The sequence below is a fragment of the Photorhabdus cinerea genome (assembly GCF_011189575.1).
Taxonomy (GTDB): domain Bacteria; phylum Pseudomonadota; class Gammaproteobacteria; order Enterobacterales; family Enterobacteriaceae; genus Photorhabdus; species Photorhabdus cinerea.
Genome location: NZ_PUJW01000010.1, coordinates 74,416 through 96,038, shown reverse-complemented (window position 1 = coordinate 96,038; position 21,623 = coordinate 74,416). Strand labels below are relative to the sequence as shown.

The following is a 21,623-nucleotide window of genomic DNA, read 5'->3' as shown; positions in this document are numbered from 1 at the left end:
AAAGCGTCTGCCGAAACAGACGCTTTCCAATCAGCGTGACTAAAATTTCTGATTATTCATCAAGGAAACTACGCAGAACTTCAGAGCGGCTTGGATGACGCAGTTTACGTAGTGCTTTTGCTTCGATCTGACGAATACGTTCACGGGTGACGTCAAACTGTTTACCAACTTCTTCCAGAGTATGGTCAGTATTCATATCGATACCGAAACGCATCCGCAGTACTTTTGCCTCACGAGCCGTCAGGCCAGCCAGAACATCGTGGGTTGCTGAACGCAGGCTTTCTGAAGTCGCAGAATCTAGCGGTAATTCCAGCGTTGTATCTTCAATAAAGTCACCCAGATGTGAATCTTCATCATCACCAATCGGAGTTTCCATTGAGATAGGTTCTTTGGCAATTTTCAGTACCTTACGGATCTTGTCTTCCGGCATTAACATGCGTTCTGCCAGTTCTTCCGGTGTCGGTTCACGCCCCATTTCTTGCAACATCTGGCGAGAAATGCGATTGAGTTTGTTAATTGTCTCAATCATGTGAACGGGAATACGAATGGTACGAGCTTGGTCGGCAATAGAACGTGTAATTGCCTGACGTATCCACCATGTGGCGTAAGTTGAGAACTTGTAACCACGACGATATTCAAATTTATCAACCGCTTTCATCAGACCGATATTTCCTTCCTGGATTAAATCCAGGAATTGCAGACCACGGTTGGTATATTTTTTGGCGATAGAGATAACCAGACGTAAGTTAGCTTCAACCATCTCTTTTTTCGCACGGCGGGCTTTTGCTTCACCGATGGACATTCGCCGGTTGATATCTTTCACCTGTTCAATAGTTAAACCGGTTTCTTCTTCAATCTGGCGAAGTCTTTGCAGGCTACGTTGTACTTCTTCCTCAATCTCAAGTAACTTTTCAGACCATGGCTTGTTCATTGCTTTTGCAGCGGTGAACCAGATGTCACTGGTTTCATTACCGGAGAATAAAGTGATGAAGTTCTTCTTCGGCATTTTGCACTGCTCAACACACATTTTCATGATTTGGCGTTCTTGAAGACGAACGTGATCCATCATAGAACGCATGTTGTTAACCAAGTAGTCAAACTGTTTTGGTATCAGACGGAACTGTTTGAAAACTTCTGACAGTTTTAAGATTTCGGCAGCAGTATTTGGATGGTTGCGGCCATTTTTCTTAATTTCCTGGCGGGTGATTTCATACTGTTCGTTCAGTTCCTGGAATTTCTGACGAGCTAATTCCGGATCAATGCTGTTGTCATCATCACTATCGTCATCGCTGTCTTCATCGTCTTCATCATCATCGTCATCAAGCTCTTCTTGTGGGAGCTCAGAACCAACGTGAGTTGCGGTAGGTGCGAGGTCTTCTTCTGCGTTCGGGTCAACGAAACCAGTAATTAGATCTGACAGGCGAGCTTCGCCTGCTTCTACGCGGTCGTACTGTTCTAATAAATAGGTAATTGCTTCAGGATATTCAGCAACAGAGCATTGTACCTGATTGATGCCATCTTCAATGCGTTTAGCAATGTCAATTTCACCTTCCCGGGTCAATAATTCAACGGTACCCATTTCACGCATGTACATACGTACCGGGTCGGTGGTACGGCCGATTTCAGATTCAACACTAGACAGGACTTGTGCAGCAGCTTCCACAGCGTCTTCATCTGTGTCGTTAGTAGTTTCTGCTAACATCAGATCATCGGCATCAGGTGCTTCTTCCATTACCTGAATGCCCATGTCATTGATCATCTGGATGATATCTTCGATCTGATCGGAATCGACGATATCTTCCGGCAGATGGTCATTGACCTCAGCATAGGTCAGATAGCCTTGCTCCTTACCACGGGTGACAAGTAGCTTTAGCTGTGACTGCGGGTTTTGCTCCATAAGACGGTATCCACACTTCAGAGTATTTGGGTTGGTGTCGGTCGGCGAAACTAATCTGCCAACAATAACATTTAGGGGCATTTTCATTATATTGCCACTGCCCACTTATAGTGGCAAAATGTAGGGGTTTTTCCCTACCTAAATGCGGCATTTAAGCCGTGAATTCAGTGTCTACTTTCTGGCACGGGACTCATTAATCAAGCGGACTTCTTCACGCTCTTCCGGTGTCAGACCTTCAGTTCTTGCTCTAGCGATAAGAATGTCTAAGCGCTCTTCTAACGCAGAATCGACGAGGTGATCCAATGCGTCACGAAATGTATTTTCTGCTATCTCTTCTACTTGTATATCGTTCCATGCAGCTAATTTTTCAAGTTGTTTACTAAATTTAGTATCACGATATTGCTCTAGCAGTTGTCCTGTTGTCAGCCCTGGCTGAGTAAGGCAAACCTCCACAAGCTCCATAAATAATGGTAAGCCTGCAATCTTGGCCTGCATAATTCCCTGTAGAGGGGGAACTAAAGCGGCTAAGTGTGGGTTTTGTACCAACAGTCCTATAAGTATACGCATAGTTGTCGGTTTTAGCTGTGGCATCTGATAATTATTCCCGTTTTCCAGACGCTGTGGTAATAAACGTTCCAACTGTACTGCATCGGGAATGCCTATCATATTACCGAGTTCTTGCCTCATATAGAGGCGTAAAGTTTCTCCCGGAATCTGGTTGATCAATGGTACAGAAAGTGAGCTGAGCTTAGTTTTTCCTTCTGGACTACTTAAATCAACCTGTGGTAATAATGATTCGAATAAAAATTCGGACAGTGTATGAGACTGTTCCATTCTTTGTTCAAATGCTTTACGGCCTTCTTTACGGACCAGTGAATCAGGATCTTCACCATCAGGCAAAAACATAAAACGTAACTGCCTACCATCATTTAGATAAGGAAGTGCCGTTTCCAGCGCTCGCCATGCAGCATCACGCCCGGCTCTATCGCCATCGTAACAACAGATAATGTTATCGGTAGCGCGGAAAAGTAACTGAATATGTTCCGATGTTGTCGAAGTACCTAATGAGGCAACAGCATAATCAATACCAAACTGCGCCAACGCCACTACATCCATGTAGCCTTCAACAACTAATAACTGTGAAAGCTCATTGTGATTTTGTTGTGCTTCGTAAAGGCCGTATAGTTGGCGGCCTTTATGAAAAATTTCAGTTTCTGGAGAGTTGAGATATTTCGGGAGTGCATCTCCCAGAACTCGTCCACCAAATGCAATCACGCGCCCTCTGCGGTCACGGATTGGGAACATCACTCGTTCGCGGAAACGGTCATAAGTGCGGCCATTGTCATTTGCGACCAACATGCCGGCGTCATTCAATTGTTGACGTTCTTCCGCGCTATGGGCAAACCGTTTCAAGGTGTTATCCCAACCAGCGGGAGCGAAACCAATCGAGAAACGTTGGATAACTTCTTCACTAAGCCCGCGCTGAGCCAGATATTGCCGGGCTTGTTGTGCAGCGGAGGTATTTAATGAATGCTGATAGAAGCTGTTGAGCTTATCCATCAGTTGATAAAGATTTTGTCTTTGGTGGCGTTCTATCTGACTACTGCCAGAACCTGATTCATAAGGTACTTCCAGACCGTGCATGGCTGCCAATTCTTCGATGGATTCAACAAATTCAAGTCTGTCGTAATTCATCAGAAAGTCGATGGCGTTGCCATGAGCTCCACAACCAAAGCAATGATAAAACTGTTTATTGCCATTAACAGTAAACGAAGGAGTTTTTTCGTTATGAAACGGACAACACGCGTGGTAATTTTTACCCTGTTTTTTAAGTGGTACACGAACATCGATCAACTCGATGATATCGGTACGAGCTAATAAGTCATTGATAAATACGCGTGGAATTCGTCCAGCCATAAGCCCTTTTTACGCCTGTTGATGAACGACAATAAGCCGCGCTTCCTTTTGGAAAGCACGGCCTTTATCTGCAACTACTATTGTCTGCAAATTTAACCACTGTGCGGGTGAACCGCAAGGATTAGTACAGACGAGTGCGGCGTGCGTTTTCGCGAGCCAGCTTCTTAGCGTGACGTTTTACAGCAGAAGCTTTAGCGCGTTTACGTTCAGTCGTTGGTTTTTCATAGAATTCACGACGGCGAACTTCTGCTAACACACCTGCTTTTTCGCAGGAACGCTTGAAGCGACGCAGTGCTACGTCGAATGGCTCGTTTTCACGTACTTTAATTACCGGCATGTGCCTCTCACCTCAATAGAAATCGGTTTTGCTGGCGTGATATGCCAGCCATCTTAAAATGGTGCGGAATTTTACTTCAATGGATACGGCTTTGTAAAGCGCCGCAGCAAATTGAAACAACATTACATAGTGACCTGCAATGAGATTTGCAAATCAGTTCTGTAATATTGACGATAACCACACAGGAACTTCACGTAGGACGCTGATTATAGACTAAACAGTAAAAATAGTCAGCATGTAAACCGCGCAAATTATGTCATTAATGATAAACTGGCTCTCTTCCGTGGACTATAGGTAGTGTAATGCGAGTTTTAGGTATAGAAACGTCTTGCGATGAAACCGGAATCGCAATTTATGACGATAAAGCCGGTTTATTGGCAAATCAATTATACAGTCAAATTAAACTACACGCTGATTACGGCGGTGTCGTGCCTGAACTGGCTTCACGTGACCATATCCGCAAAACAGTTCCCCTAATTCAGGCTGCTTTGAAAGAAGCAAAATTAACAAGTAAAGATATTGATGCAGTTGCTTATACGGCAGGTCCTGGTCTGGTCGGTGCATTGTTGGTAGGGGCGACTATCGGCCGTTCTCTGGCGTTTGCCTGGGATGTTCCAGCTGTTCCAGTTCATCATATGGAAGGACATTTACTGGCTCCGATGCTGGAAGATAGTAGTCCTGAGTTTCCGTTTGTGGCTTTGTTAGTGTCTGGTGGCCATACTCAGCTTATTAGCGTAACGGGTATCGGTAAATATGAGTTGCTTGGCGAATCAATAGATGATGCGGCTGGTGAGGCATTTGATAAGACAGCTAAATTATTGGGATTGGATTATCCAGGTGGGCCGCTACTTTCCAATATGGCTCAGAAAGGGGAATTTGGGCGCTTTGTGTTTCCTCGTCCGATGACCGATCGTCCTGGGCTGGATTTCAGTTTTTCCGGGCTGAAGACTTTTGCGTCTAATACTATCTATAACAACAGCAATGATGAGCAGACCAGAGCGGATATTGCTCGTGCTTTTGAAGATGCGGTAGTTGATACATTAGCGATCAAATGCAAAAGGGCGCTTGAGCAGACCGGATTCAAACGGCTGGTAATGGCTGGTGGTGTCAGTGCTAATCGTACGTTGCGCACTAGAATGGAAGAGGTTATGACCAAGCTGGGGGGGGAAGTATTTTATGCACGTCCAGAATTCTGTACAGATAATGGGGCCATGATTGCGCTTGCCGGTATGATCCGTTTGAAAGGGGGGGTGAGTGACTCTCTTGGAGTGACGGTTAAAGCACGTTGGCCTTTGTCTGAATTACCTGCGTTGTAATCTTTCTTTTATAATGAAAATAAAAAACCAGTAATTCAGTCAGTTACTGGTTTTTTATTCAGATCTGTTGTTAATCTTCTTTTCCTTCTTCGTTCTTTGCCTGGATTTTTTCTTGTTCAGTCATCTCTTTTTTCTTTTTAAACTTGTTCCAGATACGGCTTTCCTGGCCGCGCCAAAGGCGTTGAATATTATCATGGTGACGCAGTAGCACTAGACAGCAGAGCATGGCAACTGGAAAAGTAAATTCAGGTTTAAACCACCAAACATAGAAAGGTGCTATCAGGGCGCTGACAATTGCACCTAAAGAGGAATAGCCACTCAGTAAGACTGTCAGCAGCCAGGTACCAGTCATCAAACCCGTCAGATCCCAGCCAATGGCCGCAATAGCACCAAAAGCAGTTGCGACACCCTTACCACCTTTAAAATGGAAAAAGATTGGGTAAATGTGGCCGAGACAAGCAGCTATTGCCGTAATCCCCAAATAGAAAGGGGATACATTAAGCTGATAAGCCAGCCAGACTGGGATCATTCCTTTCAGAACATCAAAAATCAGTACTATTGCCGCGGTACTGCGGCCACCAATCCGCAATACGTTTGTCGCTCCTGGGTTGCCTGAGCCATGCTGACGTGGATCAGGTAGCCCAGCCAGACGGCAGATCAGTATTGCGCTGGAGATCGAACCGCAAAGATACGCGAAGGTAATCATACCAAGCGCGATAGCACTCATAATGTCTCTCCAATAATAATGGTCGTTTTCTTAGCTTAACCATGGATAATACGCATATTTAGTCGGAAGTGGTATCCGGCAAGTTGAAAAAACAGGAAAGTGACGTGATGGATATCGTATTTATTGAGGAATTAGTTGTCATCACTACCATTGGCGTTTATGACTGGGAACAAACCATTAAGCAGAAGTTAGTGTTCGATATCGAAATGGGATGGAATAACAAACGCGCATCTTCCAGTGATAATGTCGAACATTGTCTGGATTATGCTAAAGTTAGTGAAGCAGTTATCAACTATGTAGAAAATCAGAATTTTGCTCTGGTTGAAAGAGTGGCTGAAGAGGTGGCTGAGCTACTGTTAAACCGCTTTAATTCACCATGGATACGGGTAAAAGTCAGTAAACCGGGGGCTGTGGCACAGGCTCGTCAAGTCGGTGTTATTATTGAAAGAAAAAAATAGTTTGAGCAACAGTGAATTCAGTTGTCATATTGTTGTCATTATTCTTACCATAGCTTGGCATGCAGCATTGCCAAGCTTAATAATATGTCAATTTGATTAATGACAATGGGAAAATGGCAACCGGGTTACTCCAGGTTGCCATTTCGGATATTTGTTAATGGAGTGCGACTTCTCTATATGACTGACCTTTCTACCTTGTTTCATGCATTTATTCTTGGTGTTGTTGAAGGGCTGACGGAATTTCTTCCTGTTTCCTCTACCGGCCATATGATTATTGTTGGCCACTTATTGGGGTTTACTGGTGATAAAGCTGAGACATTTGAGGTGATTATTCAGCTTGGATCTATTCTTGCCGTGGTGGTTGTATTTTGGCGTCGCCTGTTTGGGTTAATTGGTATTCACTTTGGTAAAGTTCCTCGTGAAGGTAAAACCAACGGCAAACTGAAATTGAGCCACATTATCCTGGCAATGTTGCCTGCGGTGACTCTTGGGTTGCTTTTCCACGATACTATCAAGTCACTGTTTAACCCGCAAAGCGTTATGTATGCCTTGGTTATTGGTGGTGTGTTGTTAATTACAGCAGAAATCCTGAAACCTAAGACACCGACGGCAGAAGGGCTGGATGATATTACTTATCGCCAGGCTTTTATGATTGGTTGCTTCCAGTGTCTGGCATTGTGGCCGGGGTTCTCCCGCTCAGGAGCGACAATTTCTGGTGGAATGCTGATGGGGGTTAACCGTTATACTGCATCAGAATTCTCCTTTATTCTGGCGGTGCCAATGATGATGGGGGCGAGTGGGCTGGATCTCTATAAGAGCCTGCATTTTTTGACTGTTTCTGATATCCCAATGTTTGCTGTCGGTTTTGTTACTGCATTTATTGTTGCGTTGATAGCAATTAAAACCTTTCTGACATTGATTAAACGTATTTCTTTTATCCCGTTTGCTATCTACCGTTTTATTGTAGCTGCCGCCGTTTACTGGGTATTTATGTAGTGAATGATATCCCCTGGTATCGATCTAATTCAGATATCATCCAAAGTTCGATATTAGGGGAAGTACAGAGTATCTCGATCCTCCAAACAACGGCGCTAACTTTGCTGTTGTTTCCATTCAGCCAGTGCTTGCTGACGTTGACGTCGTAACTCATTACCAATATCAGCACCACGCAATCCGCTGGCGACAATATTTTTCACCTGAACTTGGCTGGCAACCTTAAATGCTTGCCGCAGATAATTACCTTGAGGATAGGGGGTATTTTCAAAACCGGTACGGCCCCGTGCATCTGCTTTACTGGTAATAATTAACTGCTCTATGCGTTGAGGTTTACGCCATGCATCAACAGAATCAAATAACCTAAGTAATGTTTTTGGCCGTAATTGATCAACGGTATGTACCAAATCATGATACTGAGCGACCAGTTTTGCCAAATCACGGGCAGAATTAGGAACACGTAGACGTTGGCACAACTGATCCACTAACCTAACGCCTACTGGACCATGCCCGTAATGATGAGGCCACTGTTCTGGTGGTGTCAGTCCTTTACCGAGATCATGACATAGCGCAGCAAAACGGCTATCCACTTCATTTGTCAGCTCTGCCGCAACTTTTAGCACCATCAACGTATGAATACCGGTATCAATCTCAGGGTGCCATTTTTCTGGAGCCGGAACACCAAACAAATTATCAATTTCAGGAAACAGTACAGCCAGCACGCCGCAGTCACGTAAAATCTGAAAGAAAACTTGCGGTGAATGAGTAGAAAGGGCTTTTTCTGTCTCTTTCCAGACACGCTCCGGTGTGAGTATTGATAACTCTTCGTTGGTTGTCATATTTGACATTAAGGTTTGTGTTTCTGGTGCAATAGTAAACCCTAAATGTGCGAAACGTGCAGCAAAACGGGCTACTCGTAATACCCTTAGTGGATCTTCAGAAAAAGCGTCAGAAACATGGCGCAAGATACGATTATTTAAGTCATCAATGCCATGATAAGGATCGATAAATTCGCCATCGGGCGTTTGAGTAATCGCATTAATTGTTAGATCACGGCGCAGCAAATCGTCTTCTAGGGTGACATCTGGCGCGGCATAACAGGTAAAACCTGTATATCCCAAGCCAGATTTTCTCTCAGTACGCGCCAGTGCATATTCTTCATGAGTTTTGGGATGTAGGAATACGGGGAAATCTTTACCAACTTGCTGATATCCTTGAGATAACAGCTCTTCCGGTGTTCCGCCAACAACAACCCAATCCCGTTCTTTCACAGGAAGGTTTAGCAGGTGGTCACGTACTGCACCGCCAACCAGATAGATTCTCACCTAAATATTCCTTATTAATTCATCCAACGGTCATTGCGTTTACGACGCGGGAGCATATGTGGCAATAACAATCCTAAAATTAAGCCAGCACCTGCAACACCGCCGCCATACATAAACCATTGCAGAATGATATTACGTTGTTTGTCATCAAGTTGCAGATTTGCAACATCGAGTTTTTTTTCTGCCACAATCAGTTTATTTTTCAGCTGTTCATTTTCTTTTTTTAGCCCAGTAATAATGTCACTGCTGCTTGCAACTTTTTGCTGCATATCGGCAGTACGTTGATTCCAGCTATTGTCTATATTGGCTAACTTATCAGTGAGTAGCTTTATTTCCTGCTCCATTTCAGGAAGACGGACCCGTAAACTCGGTTTATTACTGAGCTGGTTAACTGGCAGCCAGACGGAACGGCCTTTATCATCCTTTACTTGAGCGTAATTGCTATCTCGGTCGATGCTCATTAATGTGACTTCATCACCAGCATTCAGTGTGCCGGCAATACGATACTTGTTACCCGGACCTGCGTGAGTGTAGGTAGATAACTCATCGGATACATAGCGTTTTTCTTCAGCGTGGGCAGTAAGTGAAAAACCCAGGCTCAATAACGTTGTAAAAAGTAAAGGTAGTTTTCGCATTGTAATTTCAACTGTCCTTTATCTATGGTGAGTTTAGGATTTGATAGTAAAGAGTTAAGTTTGCTGGAGCAAACAGTAAACCAAAAGAAAAGCTATCTAACTGGTCGAATACAGGGCTTACTGGTTGTTTGTTTAACAGAGCACATTCTGTCAATTACTATCATAACTTTCAGAAAAGAGAAAATTTTAATTTCCTCACTTAGCAAAGTCCGCCGTAAGCCCTTGGTAAGGAGAGAAATATTATGTTTACTTTACCTGGCAGTGTTGTTTGCCGCTAATGAATAATGACGGCAACTTATAGGATCATGTAATATTTTTGATTCTTTAAGATGGACAAGACATGTACATGAACGTGCATTGTGTTGCTGTGCTAATTTACTGGCAATATTCTTATAGCGCATAACGTCATTGTATATTTACGTAAGCCTTAGTTAACCTACTCACAGAACTATTATGAATCAGACAATTGAATTACTCACTTCGCACCGCAGTGAACGTAGTTATCTTGATAAACCGATTGCTGAAGACATTCTTACCAGCATCATTGAAGCTGCTCATCTCGCACCAACTTCGGTGAACTCGCAACAAGTGTCACTAATCGTTATCCGTGATGCCCATCACCGATCGAGAATCGCTGAGTTAGCTGGTGGCCAGACGTGGATTGCCCAAGCTCCGGTGTTTATTACCGTGGTACTGGATATGCATAAAACACGCCTCGGCATAGAGATGAGCGGTAAACAGCAGATCGCGCATCAAAGCATTGAAAGTCTAATTTCTGGCTCAACGGATGTTGGTATTGCACTAGGAACACTAATGACCGCAGCTCGTTCTCACGGTTTGGGGGTCGTGCCAATTGGGGGTATTCGCAATAATCCAAAAGCGATGATTGAACTTCTGCAATTGCCGGAACTCACTTTCCCAGTGGCTGGTCTAGTGATTGGCTATGTTGATGTTCCTGCACAGCAGAAACCGCGTTTGTCGCTCAATAGTTTCTGCCACGAAGAGCATTATCATTGTGAAGTATTACCGAAAGCGATTGAACAGTATAATAAAACGTTAATGGAGCACTGGCACCGTATCGATCGTAATGACGGTAGCAATTGGAGTGTGAATACTGCCAGTTATTACCAAAATATCTATTACCCGGAAGTACTTTCTGCTATTCAGCAACAAGGTTTTAAACTGGACAAATAGCATATATAAAATTGGTGTTTGAGAAACAACAGAACAAAAAATCAGCTGTCTCGAATGTATTTTTGTATTGGAAGCTGGTTGATGGAAAGTCACATCTAAAGACTTCCTTTAGTTTTAATCATCGTATTCGGAATAGTCACCAGTCTGTGCGTAATAAGTAACAAACGCAACTTTCTTGGATTAACATCTTGATGAAAATAGCGTGTGTCGCAAAGAAAAGTGAAATCGGGGTAAGATAATGATCAAAGATTGTCATCAATGGTGCAGATATGAGTGTAGAAATTGAATTAAAACTTACCGCTAAACCACTAGCTATTCCTGTTATCCGTCAGCAATTATCATTATTTCCTCATCACTATTTTGCACCTCAGAAACTGACCAATATCTATTTTGAAACATCAGATAACCAACTTCGTCGTCTTGATATGGGGCTGCGTATTCGTGGTTTTGATGACCAATATGAAATGACGATCAAAACAGCCGGTAAAGTCATTGGTGGATTGCATCAGAGGCCAGAATATGATGTGCCATTGGCAAAGCCGGAACTGGCGCTGACTCTGTTTCCTCCGCATATTTGGCCTGAAAACTGTGATGTGGAAGAATTACAATCCCGCTTGCATGCTTTATTCAGCACTGACTTTATGCGTGAAAAGTGGGTAATCACTTACGGGCAGAGTGAGATTGAAGTGGTGTTCGATCAGGGAGAAATCATCGCAGCAGGTGGCAAAGATCCAATCTGTGAGTTTGAACTGGAATTGAAACGAGGAACCATTGCTGATGTATTCGCGCTGGCATTTGAGCTGGCAAAATCAGACGGTTTGCGGCAGGGAAATAAAAGTAAAGCTGCCCGGGGTTATCAGTTAGCACAGGGAAAACTAAGGGCAATTTCACTGCCAGTGCCGACAGAAATTAACATGCAGCAGCCATTATCATCTGTGCTTTCATCAATATTAATCCATTGGCAAGATCAGGAAGAATGCTGGCTAGCAGGCTTATCAGAAAGTCGGGATGGTTTGAAGCAAGTACTTACATTGGTTCAGCAGACGATTAAATGTCTTAGCAAGCCAGCAGGTCGGTTGGAGCAGTTGGATGATCAATTAACTACTATTAAGCAAAAATTATCAGAAGTGGAAACAGGGGCCGAAACTCTGTGTTACAGCTCAGTTTATTTGCAATGTAAGTTGGCGCTGACTATGTGGTTGGTAAATCTCTCTGCTTGAATAACAGGAATTCTCTATGTTGCCACTTTCAACCCCGCTTCTGGCTCAATTACAGAGTGTGACTGAGCATTTCCAGGAATTGGCTTTATCTATTGAACCTTTTGCTCCGCATGAGCAGGTAGTGTTATCACTGAGTGATTTTGTTGCTGAAAACTTGCAGATTCACCCTGAATGGTTAGTTGAAATCCGCCAAAATCCGCCTGATGCTCAGGAGTGGCAGCAATATGCTGAATGGCTGCTACGGTTACTTTCATCAGCAGAAGATGAAAATACCTTGATGCGGGTTTTACGTCAGTTCCGTAACAAAATGTTGGTCAGAATTGCTTGGTTACAAGCGTTGCATGGCAGTACCACTCAGGGTACTTTGCAACAGCTTAGTGTATTGGCTGAAACGCTGATTGTTGCTGCCCGTGACTGGTTGTATCAGCGTTGTTGTCAGGATTGGGGAATGCCTTGTAATCAGCAAGGTGAACCACAACCACTGTTAATTCTCGGTATGGGAAAACTCGGAGGGGGTGAGCTGAATTTCTCTTCCGATATTGATCTGATTTTTGTCTATCCTGAAAACGGTATGACCCGAGGTGGCTGCCGTGAAATGGATAATTCTCAGTTTTTTACCCGCTTGGGACAGCGTCTTATCAAAGTACTCGATCAGCAAACCGTAGATGGTTTTGTATATCGGGTTGATATGCGTTTGCGTCCATTTGGTGACAGTGGTCCGCTGGTATTCAGTTTCGCTGCGCTGGAGGATTACTATCAAGAGCAGGGGCGTGACTGGGAACGTTATGCAATGGTTAAAGCGCGCATTATGAGGGCCGGCAGTGAATCATATTGTGAAGAACTACGCCGGATGCTGAGGCCATTTATTTTTCGCCGTTATATCGATTTCAGTGTGATTCAATCCCTGAGAAATATGAAAGGGATGATTGAACGAGAAGTTCGTCGCCGTGGTTTGAAAGAGAATATCAAACTGGGTGCGGGCGGCATTCGTGAAATTGAATTTATCGCTCAGGTATTTCAACTTATTCGTGGTGGTCGTGAATTGTGCCTGCAATCTCAGGCGCTGTTACCTACTCTGCAAGTAATCGAAAAGCTGGAGCTTTTACAGCCATTACAGATTAAACAACTCACTGGGAGTTACCTCTTTTTACGGCGGTTGGAAAATCTTTTACAGTCAATCAATGATCAGCAAACACAGACTCTGCCAGAAGATGAACTGAATCGTTCACGACTGGCATGGGGTATGAAATTTGAAAGCTGGGACGATTTGATTATTGAATTAAACAGCAAGATGGGAGCCGTTCGGGTTATTTTTACGCAATTAATTGGTGATGATAGTGATAATGGTGAAGAAGAACCCTGTCATGTGCCATTTAAGAGTCTGTGGCTGGAGCATCTTGAAAAAGAAGAATTAGTCGTTCTTGCTCCGCATTTGGATGAATTGGTTGCACAGCAGATATTACACATCATTTCTATATACCGTCATGATGTGGGTAAAAGAACCATTGGCCCTCGCGGGCGCGACGTACTTGATCATCTAATGCCGCGTTTGTTGGCAAAAATTTGTTTACGGCAAGATGCCAATACGGTACTGGATCGGATTATTCCTCTGTTACTCAGTATTGTCAGCCGTACAACTTATCTGGAATTAATGCTGCAATCGGAAGCCGTATTGACACATGTTATCCGGCTGTGTGCAGCTTCACCGATGATTGCTACTCAGCTTTCCTGCCATCCATTGTTACTGGATGAATTACTTGATCCACAATTTCTGTATAAACCGTTGCCACTGAATGCTTATAGAGATGAGCTGCGGCAATATTTGTTGCGAATACCCGAAGATGATGAAGAACAACAGTTAGAGGCTCTCCGTCAGTTTAAACAGGCGCAATTGCTGAGGATTGCTGCGGAAGATATCACTGATGTGCTGCCAGTGATGAAAGTGAGTGATCATTTGACTTATTTGGCAGAGGCGATTATTGAAGCCGTGGTTCAACAGGCATGGAGCCAAATGGTAAAGCGCTATGGTGTTCCATCACATCTGAGCCAGCGTAAAGGGTTAGGGTTTGCTGTGATTGGTTATGGCAAACTCGGTGGTTGGGAACTGGGTTACAGTTCTGATCTTGATTTAGTTTTCCTACTTGATTGCCCGATGGATGTGATGACCGATGGCGATCGGTCAATTGATGCCCGGCAATTTTATTTGCGTTTTGCTCAACGAATCATGCACCTGTTTAGTGCTCGAACTTCTTCCGGTGTTTTGTATGATGTGGATGTCCGTTTGCGGCCTTCTGGAGAGTCAGGAATGTTGGTCAGTACCATCGAAGCGTTTGCTGATTATCAACAAAATGAAGCATGGACTTGGGAACATCAGGCATTAGTACGCGCTCGTATGGTATTTGGTGATGAAAGATTGCATCAGGATTTTGAACGAATACGTCACCAGACGTTATGTACGCGACGAGAACCGGCTTTGTTACGTCAGCAGGTCAGGGAAATGCGAGAGAAGATGCATAAGCATTTAGGCAGTGGCCATTCAGATCGATTTGATATTAAAGCTGATCCGGGCGGGATCACGGATATTGAATTTATTGCTCAGTATCTGGTACTACGCTACGCATCTGAGAATGAACGATTGACGTGTTGGTCAGATAATGTTCGAATTTTCGAATTGATGGCAGCTGATGGAATTATGGATGAGGATGAAGCAGCCTTATTGACTCAGGCTTATGTTTCCATGCGTGATGAATTGCATCATCTGGCGTTGCAGGAGCTTTCCAGCCAGATATCAGTTGATTGTTTCAACCGGCAACAGGAACAAGTACGTTATAGCTGGCAACAGTGGTTGGGTGAGCAATAACGGGTGATACCGGTTTTGTGTGCGGATTTTACTGGCATTTTCTGGGCTTATGGTAATATTTGGCACCAGTTAATATCTGATATTTGGAGCAAGAGATGAAAGTAACACTCCCGGATTTTCATCGTGCCGGCGTTTTGGTTGTCGGTGATGTAATGTTAGACCGCTATTGGTATGGGCCAACCAGCCGGATTTCACCGGAAGCGCCAGTGCCTGTAGTAAAAGTAAATACCATTGAGGAACGTCCGGGAGGGGCGGCCAACGTTGCTATGAATATTGCTGCTCTTGGGGCGAATTCACATCTGGTAGGGTTGACTGGGATTGACGACGCAGCGCGTGCACTGAATGAAAAATTGAGCAGTGTTAAGGTGTGCTGTGATTTTGTTGCTGTGCCAACACATCCGACAATTACTAAGCTGAGGGTACTTTCCCGTAATCAGCAATTAATCCGTCTGGATTTCGAAGAAAGTTTCGGTAACGTCGATGCGCAGCCGATGCTTGAACGTATTGAACAGGCGTTACCCCATATTGGAGCGGTGGTTCTGTCTGACTATGCTAAAGGTGCGTTGAGTCAAGTTCAGAGCATGATCAAACTGGCAAACGCTGCCAAAGTTCCGGTGTTAATTGATCCAAAGGGTAATGATTTTGAACGCTATCGTGGAGCAACGTTGCTAACGCCAAATTTGTCCGAATTTGAAGCCGTAGTGGGTTACTGCAAAGATGACGATGAACTGGTTGAGAAGGGCACTAAACTGGTTAAGGATCTGGATCTTCAGGCATTACTGATCACACGTTCTGAGCAAGGAATGAGTTTGCTGAGCGTTGATCAACCACCGTTGCATTTGCCGACTCAGGCGCAAGAAGTGTTTGATGTTACTGGTGCTGGCGATACGGTTATTGGTGTGCTGGCAACTGCGATTGCAGCGGGAAGACCACTGAATGAGGCTTGTTTCCTGGCGAATGCGGCTGCGGGCGTTGTGGTTGGCAAACTGGGAACTTCAACGGTTTCGCCAATTGAATTGGAGAATGCTGTCCGTGGCCGTGCTGAAACCGGTTTCGGTGTTATGACTGAATTTCAGCTTAAACAGGCGGTTGCTGATGCTCGTCAGCGCGGAGAAAGAATCGTGATGACCAATGGTTGTTTTGACATTTTGCACGCAGGTCATGTCTCTTATCTGGAAAATGCCCGTAAGTTGGGTGATCGGCTAATTGTTGCCGTTAACAGTGATGCATCAACTAAACGCTTGAAAGGGGAAAGTCGTCCTGTCAATCCACTGGAACAACGTATGATAGTGTTATCTGCGTTGGGAGCCGTGGATTGGGTCGTTCCGTTTGAAGAAGATACGCCGCGCCGTTTGATTGTTGGTGTTTTGCCAGATGTATTGGTTAAAGGCGGTGATTATAAACCTGAAGAGATTGCTGGTAGTGAAGAGGTTTGGGCGGCTGGTGGTGAAGTCAAAGTGTTGAACTTTGAGGACGGTATTTCAACGACCAATATCATTAAAGCGATTAAAAAGCAGTGAATGATTCTTTAATAGAATTTGCTGAGAAATAAGGTACTGGTAAGAGTATGCCGATTGGAGTGAAAAATAGAATACTCCAGCGGCATAGTTTTGTGAGTATTCAATTAAGGGCTTTGGCATTTAATATTTATGCTCGCGCCTTTAATCGGCAGGCTCCGGTTGGGTAACCACAATTAACAAGGTGCCCTTCCAGTGCAACAGGTATTCCTTGTATATTGAATAAATTGGAGCCTTCTGCAATAGCGCCTGTTTGTTGGCAAGCAGGGCAAAACATCGGGTCGCCTTTACAGGCAACTGATTGTTGTTGGTTTACCAAACCGGAGCCATTTAAAACTTTTCCTCCGGTTGTGGTGATATCACCTTTAAGTATAATTTTCTTTCCTTCTACTACACTTCTCATCGTTTACTCCATTATATTTTCCGCTTCCCGTATCAGATTCCACATCGTTGTCCCTGACTTTGCGCCTTCAATATCAAAAGCAATGGCTCCCTGAGCAAAGAAATATTGCTTCCCTGTCGTGCCGTCTGCCTGCCAGAATCCGCTGACCAGTGCTGGATTACCAGCCCGGAGTGGGGTGACATGCAGAGGTTCACGGTCATAACGGGCATACCAGGCCAGAGTGGAAATATCATCAAAATGGTCGGCACCGTAAAAATGGAGAGAATGACCTTCACGAGGGATCACTCGTATCGGGCGTATCAGTTGATTAATGGCAAAATAACTCTCCGGGACGCTGCCCGGTAGCGGTGTCAGATCTGGGTATTGACCCGCCCGTATCATCAGGCCATTGGAGTAAGAACTAATCACCACATCTGTGTAGCGAGCCAGCGTTTTACGTATCCAGGATTCTCCACCTAGTCGTCCTACAAAGCGTTTGGACAGCAGGGTGATCCAGTTCATCCCCCGGATGGAATGACCATACTGTAATTTAGCTGTGTGCACTGCTGAGTTTACTTGCAGAGCAGGATAACGCAGGGCTAGCTGGTACTCTAAGGGAAAATAGTCGTGGTAATCGAGAGACCCAGACGGGAAATAGTCAACCCATCGCCATTGAGGAAGGTAAATGCGGTCAGTTGCGATTTCAACCGAGAAAAGTAATCAAAAGTCTCCATATTCTCTCCTTAAATCATTATGAAGCGGTAGTGAATGTCACACTCGCCAATATTGTTAGAATGGCAGCTAACGCCGCGGTGCTAACTGCCGCCGCAGCGGTCAAAATTTCCACCAAGTGCAATCAGCGCGGCAGCGACGGCAACGGTGACGAGGATAACAACGGCAACGTCGGCAATAATCAAAACCACTTCCAGCATTTCTTCACCGACTTTTTTCAATATTTGCATCCAGCTGATATTTTTTTAGTTCTTCCAGAGTGATATCCATGCCCTGTTGCACGGTCTGCCACTGGGCTTTTATCTCATTCTCAGTCCAGGTCACGATTTTCCCTGTTTGTTCACTGACCCAGGAAAAAACGTAGCTGGCTTGATGGGTTATCGGGTCAATAATCTCGTTACATGCCCACTTACTAGCTTCACTGAACCATGCTCCAAACTGAGCAAGGAGTTCACGGGTACTGTTGCGGATATAATCCAGACCTTGTTCTGTCAGGCTAGCTACTTCCTGCCCGAGGACAACCCAGTCTTCATAGCTGGGTAAGAAAGACCAGGGAGAGGTACTGACAAGCGGGAGATTTTTAGTCAGAGGTTGTGGGATTGTCCCTGGTATACCCTCTTTGGGAGGGACGGGTAAAACTTCATCATCGGGAGAAGAACCGGGTGGCAAAGGGGCCAGTGGTATCGGATTCTTATAGTGTTGTGAACCGGGTTGATAGTTTTTTCGCCACGCTTCATCGTACTGTTTCTGCTCTTCAGTACGGTTATCGGTGATACGCATCACGGGTAATGGTCAACGATGCGGCAGTCCCCAATTGTTCATTCAATGGGATATCATTATGCGAACTCACTACAGTTAACGTCAGGCAATAAAGCTGTGACAGCTCTTCGTGTAATTCAAACTTCGATACCTGAAAAGTGGTTTGGGATAATTCGCCAATCTGGCAGGTGAAGACTAATCCATCCATATTGTTAAACTCTTTTTCGTGTTATTAAACTGGTGTTTTATCTTATTGGCTCTGAATATAAAGATATTTCCAGCTTGTTCTTACGGTGAAAAATGAAAATGGGAAATAATTCCTGGCATTTAAGGGAATATAAACAACCTCTATTCGGTAAAATCGAGATTAATAGTGAAGATTTTTCCCTTCTTATTTTTAGGACAACAAAATTATGATATTGATAATATGAATGCGATAAAAGTGTGAAGTTAATCACATAAAATTTCTAATTGATAGCTATCAATGGGCAGAAATAGAGATAATTATTTTATTGCCGTAAACCTTCTCAGGGATATTAAGACCTTAAAATATTAATCAGGAGTATTTGAACTGGCGATATACTTGGTGAGCATTTCTATTTAAATTCGGTGACCGCTTTAACAGTCACCTTTTAATGGAATGGTAATTACACAAGAGGCGAGTCTAATATAAGTGGTGAGTTTACCTTAAATTATAAATATTTATTATGTACGCTACTCTTTTTTTTCCGCGTTATCAGCGGATAGTGCATTTTTATCTTCCAGTTTCGCTTCAAGTTCACTTAAACGTTGTTCCATTGCAGTTAATTTTTCACGAGTACGCAATAGAACCTGAGTTTGAATATCAAATTCTTCACGGCTAACTAAATCAAGTTTGCCAAGCTGAGATTGCAAAATCATCCGCAATTTTTTCTCTATATCGCCCCCAAACTCTTTTACTCCTTTTGGTAGGGAATCTTGGATCTGGCGGGCAATTTGTTCAATTTTTTTGGGATCAAGCATGATACGTCCTTTTGATGACATAGATAATTTCTGAATAGTGTAATACCAGATGGCAAAACCACAAGCCATTGTGAGTGAGGTTTCACATCTGATTTTGTTGATTGCTCCCGGTAAATATTAGCGTTATAGTTCGTTGGCTTATCTCAGGGCGGGGTGAAAGTCCCCACCGGCGGTAACACTAGGCTATCTTTTGGGGGCCATGGTGAAGCCCGCGAGCGCTCCGTTTGTAGTTATCTTTTTATGATAAGGCGGAGGTCAGCAGATCCAGTGCAATTCTGGAGCCGACGGTTATAGTCCGGATGGGAGAGAATAACGGCATCTGTCGGGCTTTGTGCTCGTCTGTTGTTTCGGCTATGGCATTTCATCATGTTATGGTGTGTCCATGGCGAGAACTCCTCAAGACTGCCCTGATTCTGGTAATCCATAAAATATTAATGAGGTTTTTTACCATGAATCAGACGCTACTTTCTGAATACGGCACATCATTAGAACGTATTGAATGCGCTATTGACGCTTTACGTGATGGCCGGGGTGTGATGGTGCTGGATAATGAAGATCGTGAAAATGAAGGTGACATTATTTTTGCGGCCGAGACCATGACGATAGAGCAAATGGCACTCACTATTCGTCATGGTAGTGGGATTGTTTGTTTGTGCCTGACAGAAGAACGCCGTCAGCAATTGCAATTGCCAATGATGGTGGAAAATAACTCCAGCCCGTTCCAGACTGCTTTCACTGTAACCATTGAGGCGGCCCAAGGGGTGACAACGGGGGTGTCTGCGGCTGACCGTATCACGACTGTTCGTGCAGCGATTGCAGATAATGCGAAACCCAGTGATTTGAATCGTCCAGGGCATGTTTTCCCGCTGTGCGCTCAGCCGGGCGGTGTTTTAGCTCGTCAGGGGCATACTGAAGCGACAGTTGATTTAGTCAGCTTAGCCGGTTTCAAACCAGTAGGTGTGTTGTGTGAATTGACTAATGATGATGGTTCAATGGCTCGTACCCCTGAAGTGGTGCAATTTGCGAAACTGCATAATATGCCAGTGGTAACTATTGAAGATTTGGTCGCTTATCGTCAATCAATGGATCAGAAAGCTTGCTGAAGTATGATTGTTCGATAACCAGATGAAATATCAGTTATAACCGCGTATATTTTTCAGAACCACAGTTTATCTAAGCTGTGGTTTTCAGTTTTTTTGAATAACTTCATCACTTTTGGCACGCTGTTTTACCCATCTTAAAAGCGTAACCTGTCTGCAAGTATTAAAATTACCTATATTTGTTTGAGAGGTCGTTATGAATATTTCCAGAATGCCGGCACTGTTTGTTGGTCATGGCAGTCCAATGAATGTACTGGAAGAAAATCGCTATACCAATGTGTGGCGTGAACTTGGCGAAAGACTGCCAGTACCTAGAGCTATTTTGGCGATTTCTGCGCATTGGTATACCAATGGCACAGCTGTAACTGCCATGACTCAGCCGAAGACTATCCATGATTTTCGTGGTTTTCCACAAGAACTGCATGAAACTCAGTACCCGGCTAAGGGATCACCAGAATTGGCCGCTTTAGTACAGGAAATGCTGGAACCTGTGGAAGTTTATGCAGATCGTCATCAATGGGGATTGGATCACGGGACTTGGGGCATTCTGATTAAGATGTATCCTCAGGCAAATATTCCTGTAGTTCAACTCAGTATAGATGATGCTAAACCTGCGACATATCACTATGAATTAGGAAAAAAGTTGGCTGCTTTGCGAGATGAAGGAGTTTTGATTCTGGGTAGTGGTAATGTTGTGCACAATCTTCATGCTATGAAGCGGCAAGAGCATAATGCGGAACCGTATCCTTGGGCAGAAGCATTTAACCACTATGTGTGTGATAACCTTACCAGCTATGAACAGCCTTATCCTTTGATTCATGCATTGGACAGAGAAGACGGCCTGTTATCCAATCCATCTCCTGAACATTTTTTACCATTGCTGTATGTTATGGGAGCATGGGATAGAAAAGAGGCGGTTTCCATTCCCATCGATGGCATCGAATCCGGTTCGCTGAGTATGTTGTCTGTGCAGGTTGGTTGAATAATCACTTTTTTGGTTACTGTATTCGGTGAAGGCTTTTTGCCCTTTAGTTCGGATTTTCTGTGGCGAGGTTATCGCCATGTTGTCTGCGGAAAGGGCTACAACCATGACTGAATCCAGAATTTCATTATTAATAATTTATGCTTTGTACCAGAACCCGTAATATATTTTTGATTTTGAGTCAGTTCTTAGCATGGGGATGAGAGTTGACGTAAGTTGGCAGATGTGCGTATTACGGGAGAAATAGAGAGCTAAGACCTTGGGTTTTCC

21 protein-coding genes, 1 pseudogene and 1 riboswitch are annotated in these 21,623 nt (G+C 44.0%); of the genes and pseudogenes, 9 read left to right on the top strand and 13 right to left on the bottom strand.

The genetic code is table 11. The features are described from left to right. Positions 1 to 52: 52 nt before the first annotated feature. From rpoD to rpsU, 3 genes are all read right to left on the bottom strand, one after another. Complete coding sequence (gene rpoD / locus C5469_RS11385; protein ID WP_166306544.1) at positions 53 to 1,897, bottom strand: RNA polymerase sigma factor RpoD; 1,845 nt, start codon at positions 1,895 to 1,897, stop codon at positions 53 to 55. A 171-nt stretch (positions 1,898 to 2,068) separates the two neighbouring features. After that, positions 2,069 to 3,814 carry a DNA primase gene (dnaG, locus tag C5469_RS11380; RefSeq protein WP_166306314.1) on the bottom strand — a complete coding sequence of 582 codons (1,746 nt, stop codon included), beginning with the start codon at positions 3,812 to 3,814 and terminating at the stop codon, positions 2,069 to 2,071. A 121-nt stretch (positions 3,815 to 3,935) separates the two neighbouring features. After that, positions 3,936 to 4,151, bottom strand: a complete 216-nt coding sequence (gene rpsU, locus C5469_RS11375) for a 30S ribosomal protein S21 (RefSeq protein ID WP_001144069.1) — start codon at positions 4,149 to 4,151, stop codon at positions 3,936 to 3,938. Positions 4,152 to 4,453: 302 nt separating this feature from the next. On the opposite strand from rpsU, the gene tsaD reads away from it, so the two are divergent. Further along, entirely contained in the window at positions 4,454 to 5,467 is a 1,014-nt protein-coding gene (gene tsaD / locus C5469_RS11370; RefSeq protein WP_166306311.1) for a tRNA (adenosine(37)-N6)-threonylcarbamoyltransferase complex transferase subunit TsaD, read from the top strand. A 70-nt stretch (positions 5,468 to 5,537) separates the two neighbouring features. On the opposite strand, the gene plsY is transcribed toward tsaD, so the two are convergent. Next, positions 5,538 to 6,194: a glycerol-3-phosphate 1-O-acyltransferase PlsY gene (plsY, locus tag C5469_RS11365; protein ID WP_166306308.1), complete on the bottom strand. Its 657-nt coding sequence runs from the start codon at positions 6,192 to 6,194 to the stop codon at positions 5,538 to 5,540. A 107-nt stretch (positions 6,195 to 6,301) separates the two neighbouring features. On the opposite strand from plsY, the gene folB reads away from it, so the two are divergent. Further along, positions 6,302 to 6,652 carry a bifunctional dihydroneopterin aldolase/7,8-dihydroneopterin epimerase gene (gene folB, locus C5469_RS11360; protein ID WP_207628955.1) on the top strand — a complete coding sequence of 117 codons (351 nt, stop codon included), beginning with the start codon at positions 6,302 to 6,304 and terminating at the stop codon, positions 6,650 to 6,652. A gap of 177 nt (positions 6,653 to 6,829) precedes the next feature. After that, entirely contained in the window at positions 6,830 to 7,648 is an 819-nt protein-coding gene (gene bacA / locus C5469_RS11355) for an undecaprenyl-diphosphate phosphatase (protein ID WP_166306301.1), read from the top strand. 95 nt (positions 7,649 to 7,743) lie between these two features. Here bacA and C5469_RS11350 read toward each other — a convergent pair whose 3' ends face one another. Then, on the bottom strand, positions 7,744 to 8,970 hold the full coding sequence (locus C5469_RS11350) for a multifunctional CCA addition/repair protein (RefSeq protein ID WP_166306298.1): 1,227 nt from the start codon (positions 8,968 to 8,970) through the stop codon (positions 7,744 to 7,746). A 14-nt stretch (positions 8,971 to 8,984) separates the two neighbouring features. Then, positions 8,985 to 9,605: a TIGR04211 family SH3 domain-containing protein gene (locus C5469_RS11345; RefSeq protein WP_166306295.1), complete on the bottom strand. Its 621-nt coding sequence runs from the start codon at positions 9,603 to 9,605 to the stop codon at positions 8,985 to 8,987. A gap of 453 nt (positions 9,606 to 10,058) precedes the next feature. Between C5469_RS11345 and C5469_RS11340 the strand changes: the two genes are divergently transcribed. The 4 genes from C5469_RS11340 (at position 10,059) to hldE (ending at position 16,399) form a co-directional block, all read left to right on the top strand. Further along, complete coding sequence (locus C5469_RS11340) at positions 10,059 to 10,799, top strand: NADPH-dependent oxidoreductase (protein ID WP_166306292.1); 741 nt, start codon at positions 10,059 to 10,061, stop codon at positions 10,797 to 10,799. 269 nt (positions 10,800 to 11,068) lie between these two features. Further along, a complete protein-coding gene (locus C5469_RS11335) occupies positions 11,069 to 12,019 on the top strand; it encodes a CYTH domain-containing protein (RefSeq protein WP_166306289.1) in 951 nt (316 codons plus the stop codon). 16 nt (positions 12,020 to 12,035) lie between these two features. Continuing rightward, positions 12,036 to 14,879 (top strand): bifunctional [glutamate--ammonia ligase]-adenylyl-L-tyrosine phosphorylase/[glutamate--ammonia-ligase] adenylyltransferase, encoded by a 2,844-nt coding sequence (gene glnE / locus C5469_RS11330; protein WP_166306286.1) that lies wholly within the window; start codon positions 12,036 to 12,038, stop codon positions 14,877 to 14,879. Positions 14,880 to 14,974: 95 nt separating this feature from the next. Beyond that, on the top strand, positions 14,975 to 16,399 hold the full coding sequence (gene hldE, locus C5469_RS11325) for a bifunctional D-glycero-beta-D-manno-heptose-7-phosphate kinase/D-glycero-beta-D-manno-heptose 1-phosphate adenylyltransferase HldE (RefSeq protein WP_166306283.1): 1,425 nt from the start codon (positions 14,975 to 14,977) through the stop codon (positions 16,397 to 16,399). A 127-nt stretch (positions 16,400 to 16,526) separates the two neighbouring features. Here the strand turns inward: hldE and C5469_RS11320 are convergent, their stop codons facing one another. The 7 genes and pseudogenes from C5469_RS11320 to ubiK form a co-directional block, all read right to left on the bottom strand. Then, positions 16,527 to 16,799, bottom strand: a complete 273-nt coding sequence (locus tag C5469_RS11320; protein WP_166306280.1) for a PAAR domain-containing protein — start codon at positions 16,797 to 16,799, stop codon at positions 16,527 to 16,529. Between the two features lie 3 nt (positions 16,800 to 16,802). Beyond that, positions 16,803 to 17,414, bottom strand: a pseudogene (locus C5469_RS11315) (type VI immunity family protein); the annotation flags it as partial. Then, positions 17,390 to 17,512 carry a hypothetical protein gene (locus C5469_RS24050; RefSeq protein WP_278249758.1) on the bottom strand — a complete coding sequence of 41 codons (123 nt, stop codon included), beginning with the start codon at positions 17,510 to 17,512 and terminating at the stop codon, positions 17,390 to 17,392. The pseudogene C5469_RS11315 and the gene C5469_RS24050, both read right to left, overlap by 25 nt. Positions 17,513 to 17,593: 81 nt before the next feature. Continuing rightward, the gene (locus tag C5469_RS23600) at positions 17,594 to 17,731 is read right to left on the bottom strand and encodes a hypothetical protein (RefSeq protein ID WP_242689444.1); all 138 of its coding nucleotides are present in this window, start codon (positions 17,729 to 17,731) and stop codon (positions 17,594 to 17,596) included. Then, on the bottom strand, positions 17,715 to 18,293 hold the full coding sequence (locus tag C5469_RS11310) for a hypothetical protein (RefSeq protein WP_242689443.1): 579 nt from the start codon (positions 18,291 to 18,293) through the stop codon (positions 17,715 to 17,717). Before C5469_RS11310 ends, C5469_RS23600 begins: the two co-directional genes overlap by 17 nt. Next, positions 18,274 to 18,477, bottom strand: a complete 204-nt coding sequence (locus C5469_RS11305) for a phage late control D family protein (protein WP_242689442.1) — start codon at positions 18,475 to 18,477, stop codon at positions 18,274 to 18,276. Before C5469_RS11305 ends, C5469_RS11310 begins: the two co-directional genes overlap by 20 nt. A 506-nt stretch (positions 18,478 to 18,983) precedes the next feature. Then, complete coding sequence (gene ubiK, locus C5469_RS11300) at positions 18,984 to 19,271, bottom strand: ubiquinone biosynthesis accessory factor UbiK (protein WP_166306541.1); 288 nt, start codon at positions 19,269 to 19,271, stop codon at positions 18,984 to 18,986. A 136-nt stretch (positions 19,272 to 19,407) separates the two neighbouring features. After that, a riboswitch (FMN riboswitch) is annotated at positions 19,408 to 19,586 on the top strand. A gap of 134 nt (positions 19,587 to 19,720) precedes the next feature. Between ubiK and ribB the strand changes: the two genes are divergently transcribed. Together ribB and ygiD are read left to right on the top strand one after the other, a co-directional pair. Next, entirely contained in the window at positions 19,721 to 20,374 is a 654-nt protein-coding gene (gene ribB / locus C5469_RS11295) for a 3,4-dihydroxy-2-butanone-4-phosphate synthase (protein ID WP_166306277.1), read from the top strand. A 193-nt stretch (positions 20,375 to 20,567) separates the two neighbouring features. Continuing rightward, positions 20,568 to 21,353, top strand: a complete 786-nt coding sequence (ygiD, locus tag C5469_RS11290; protein WP_166306274.1) for a 4,5-DOPA-extradiol-dioxygenase — start codon at positions 20,568 to 20,570, stop codon at positions 21,351 to 21,353. Positions 21,354 to 21,623: the final 270 nt, after the last annotated feature.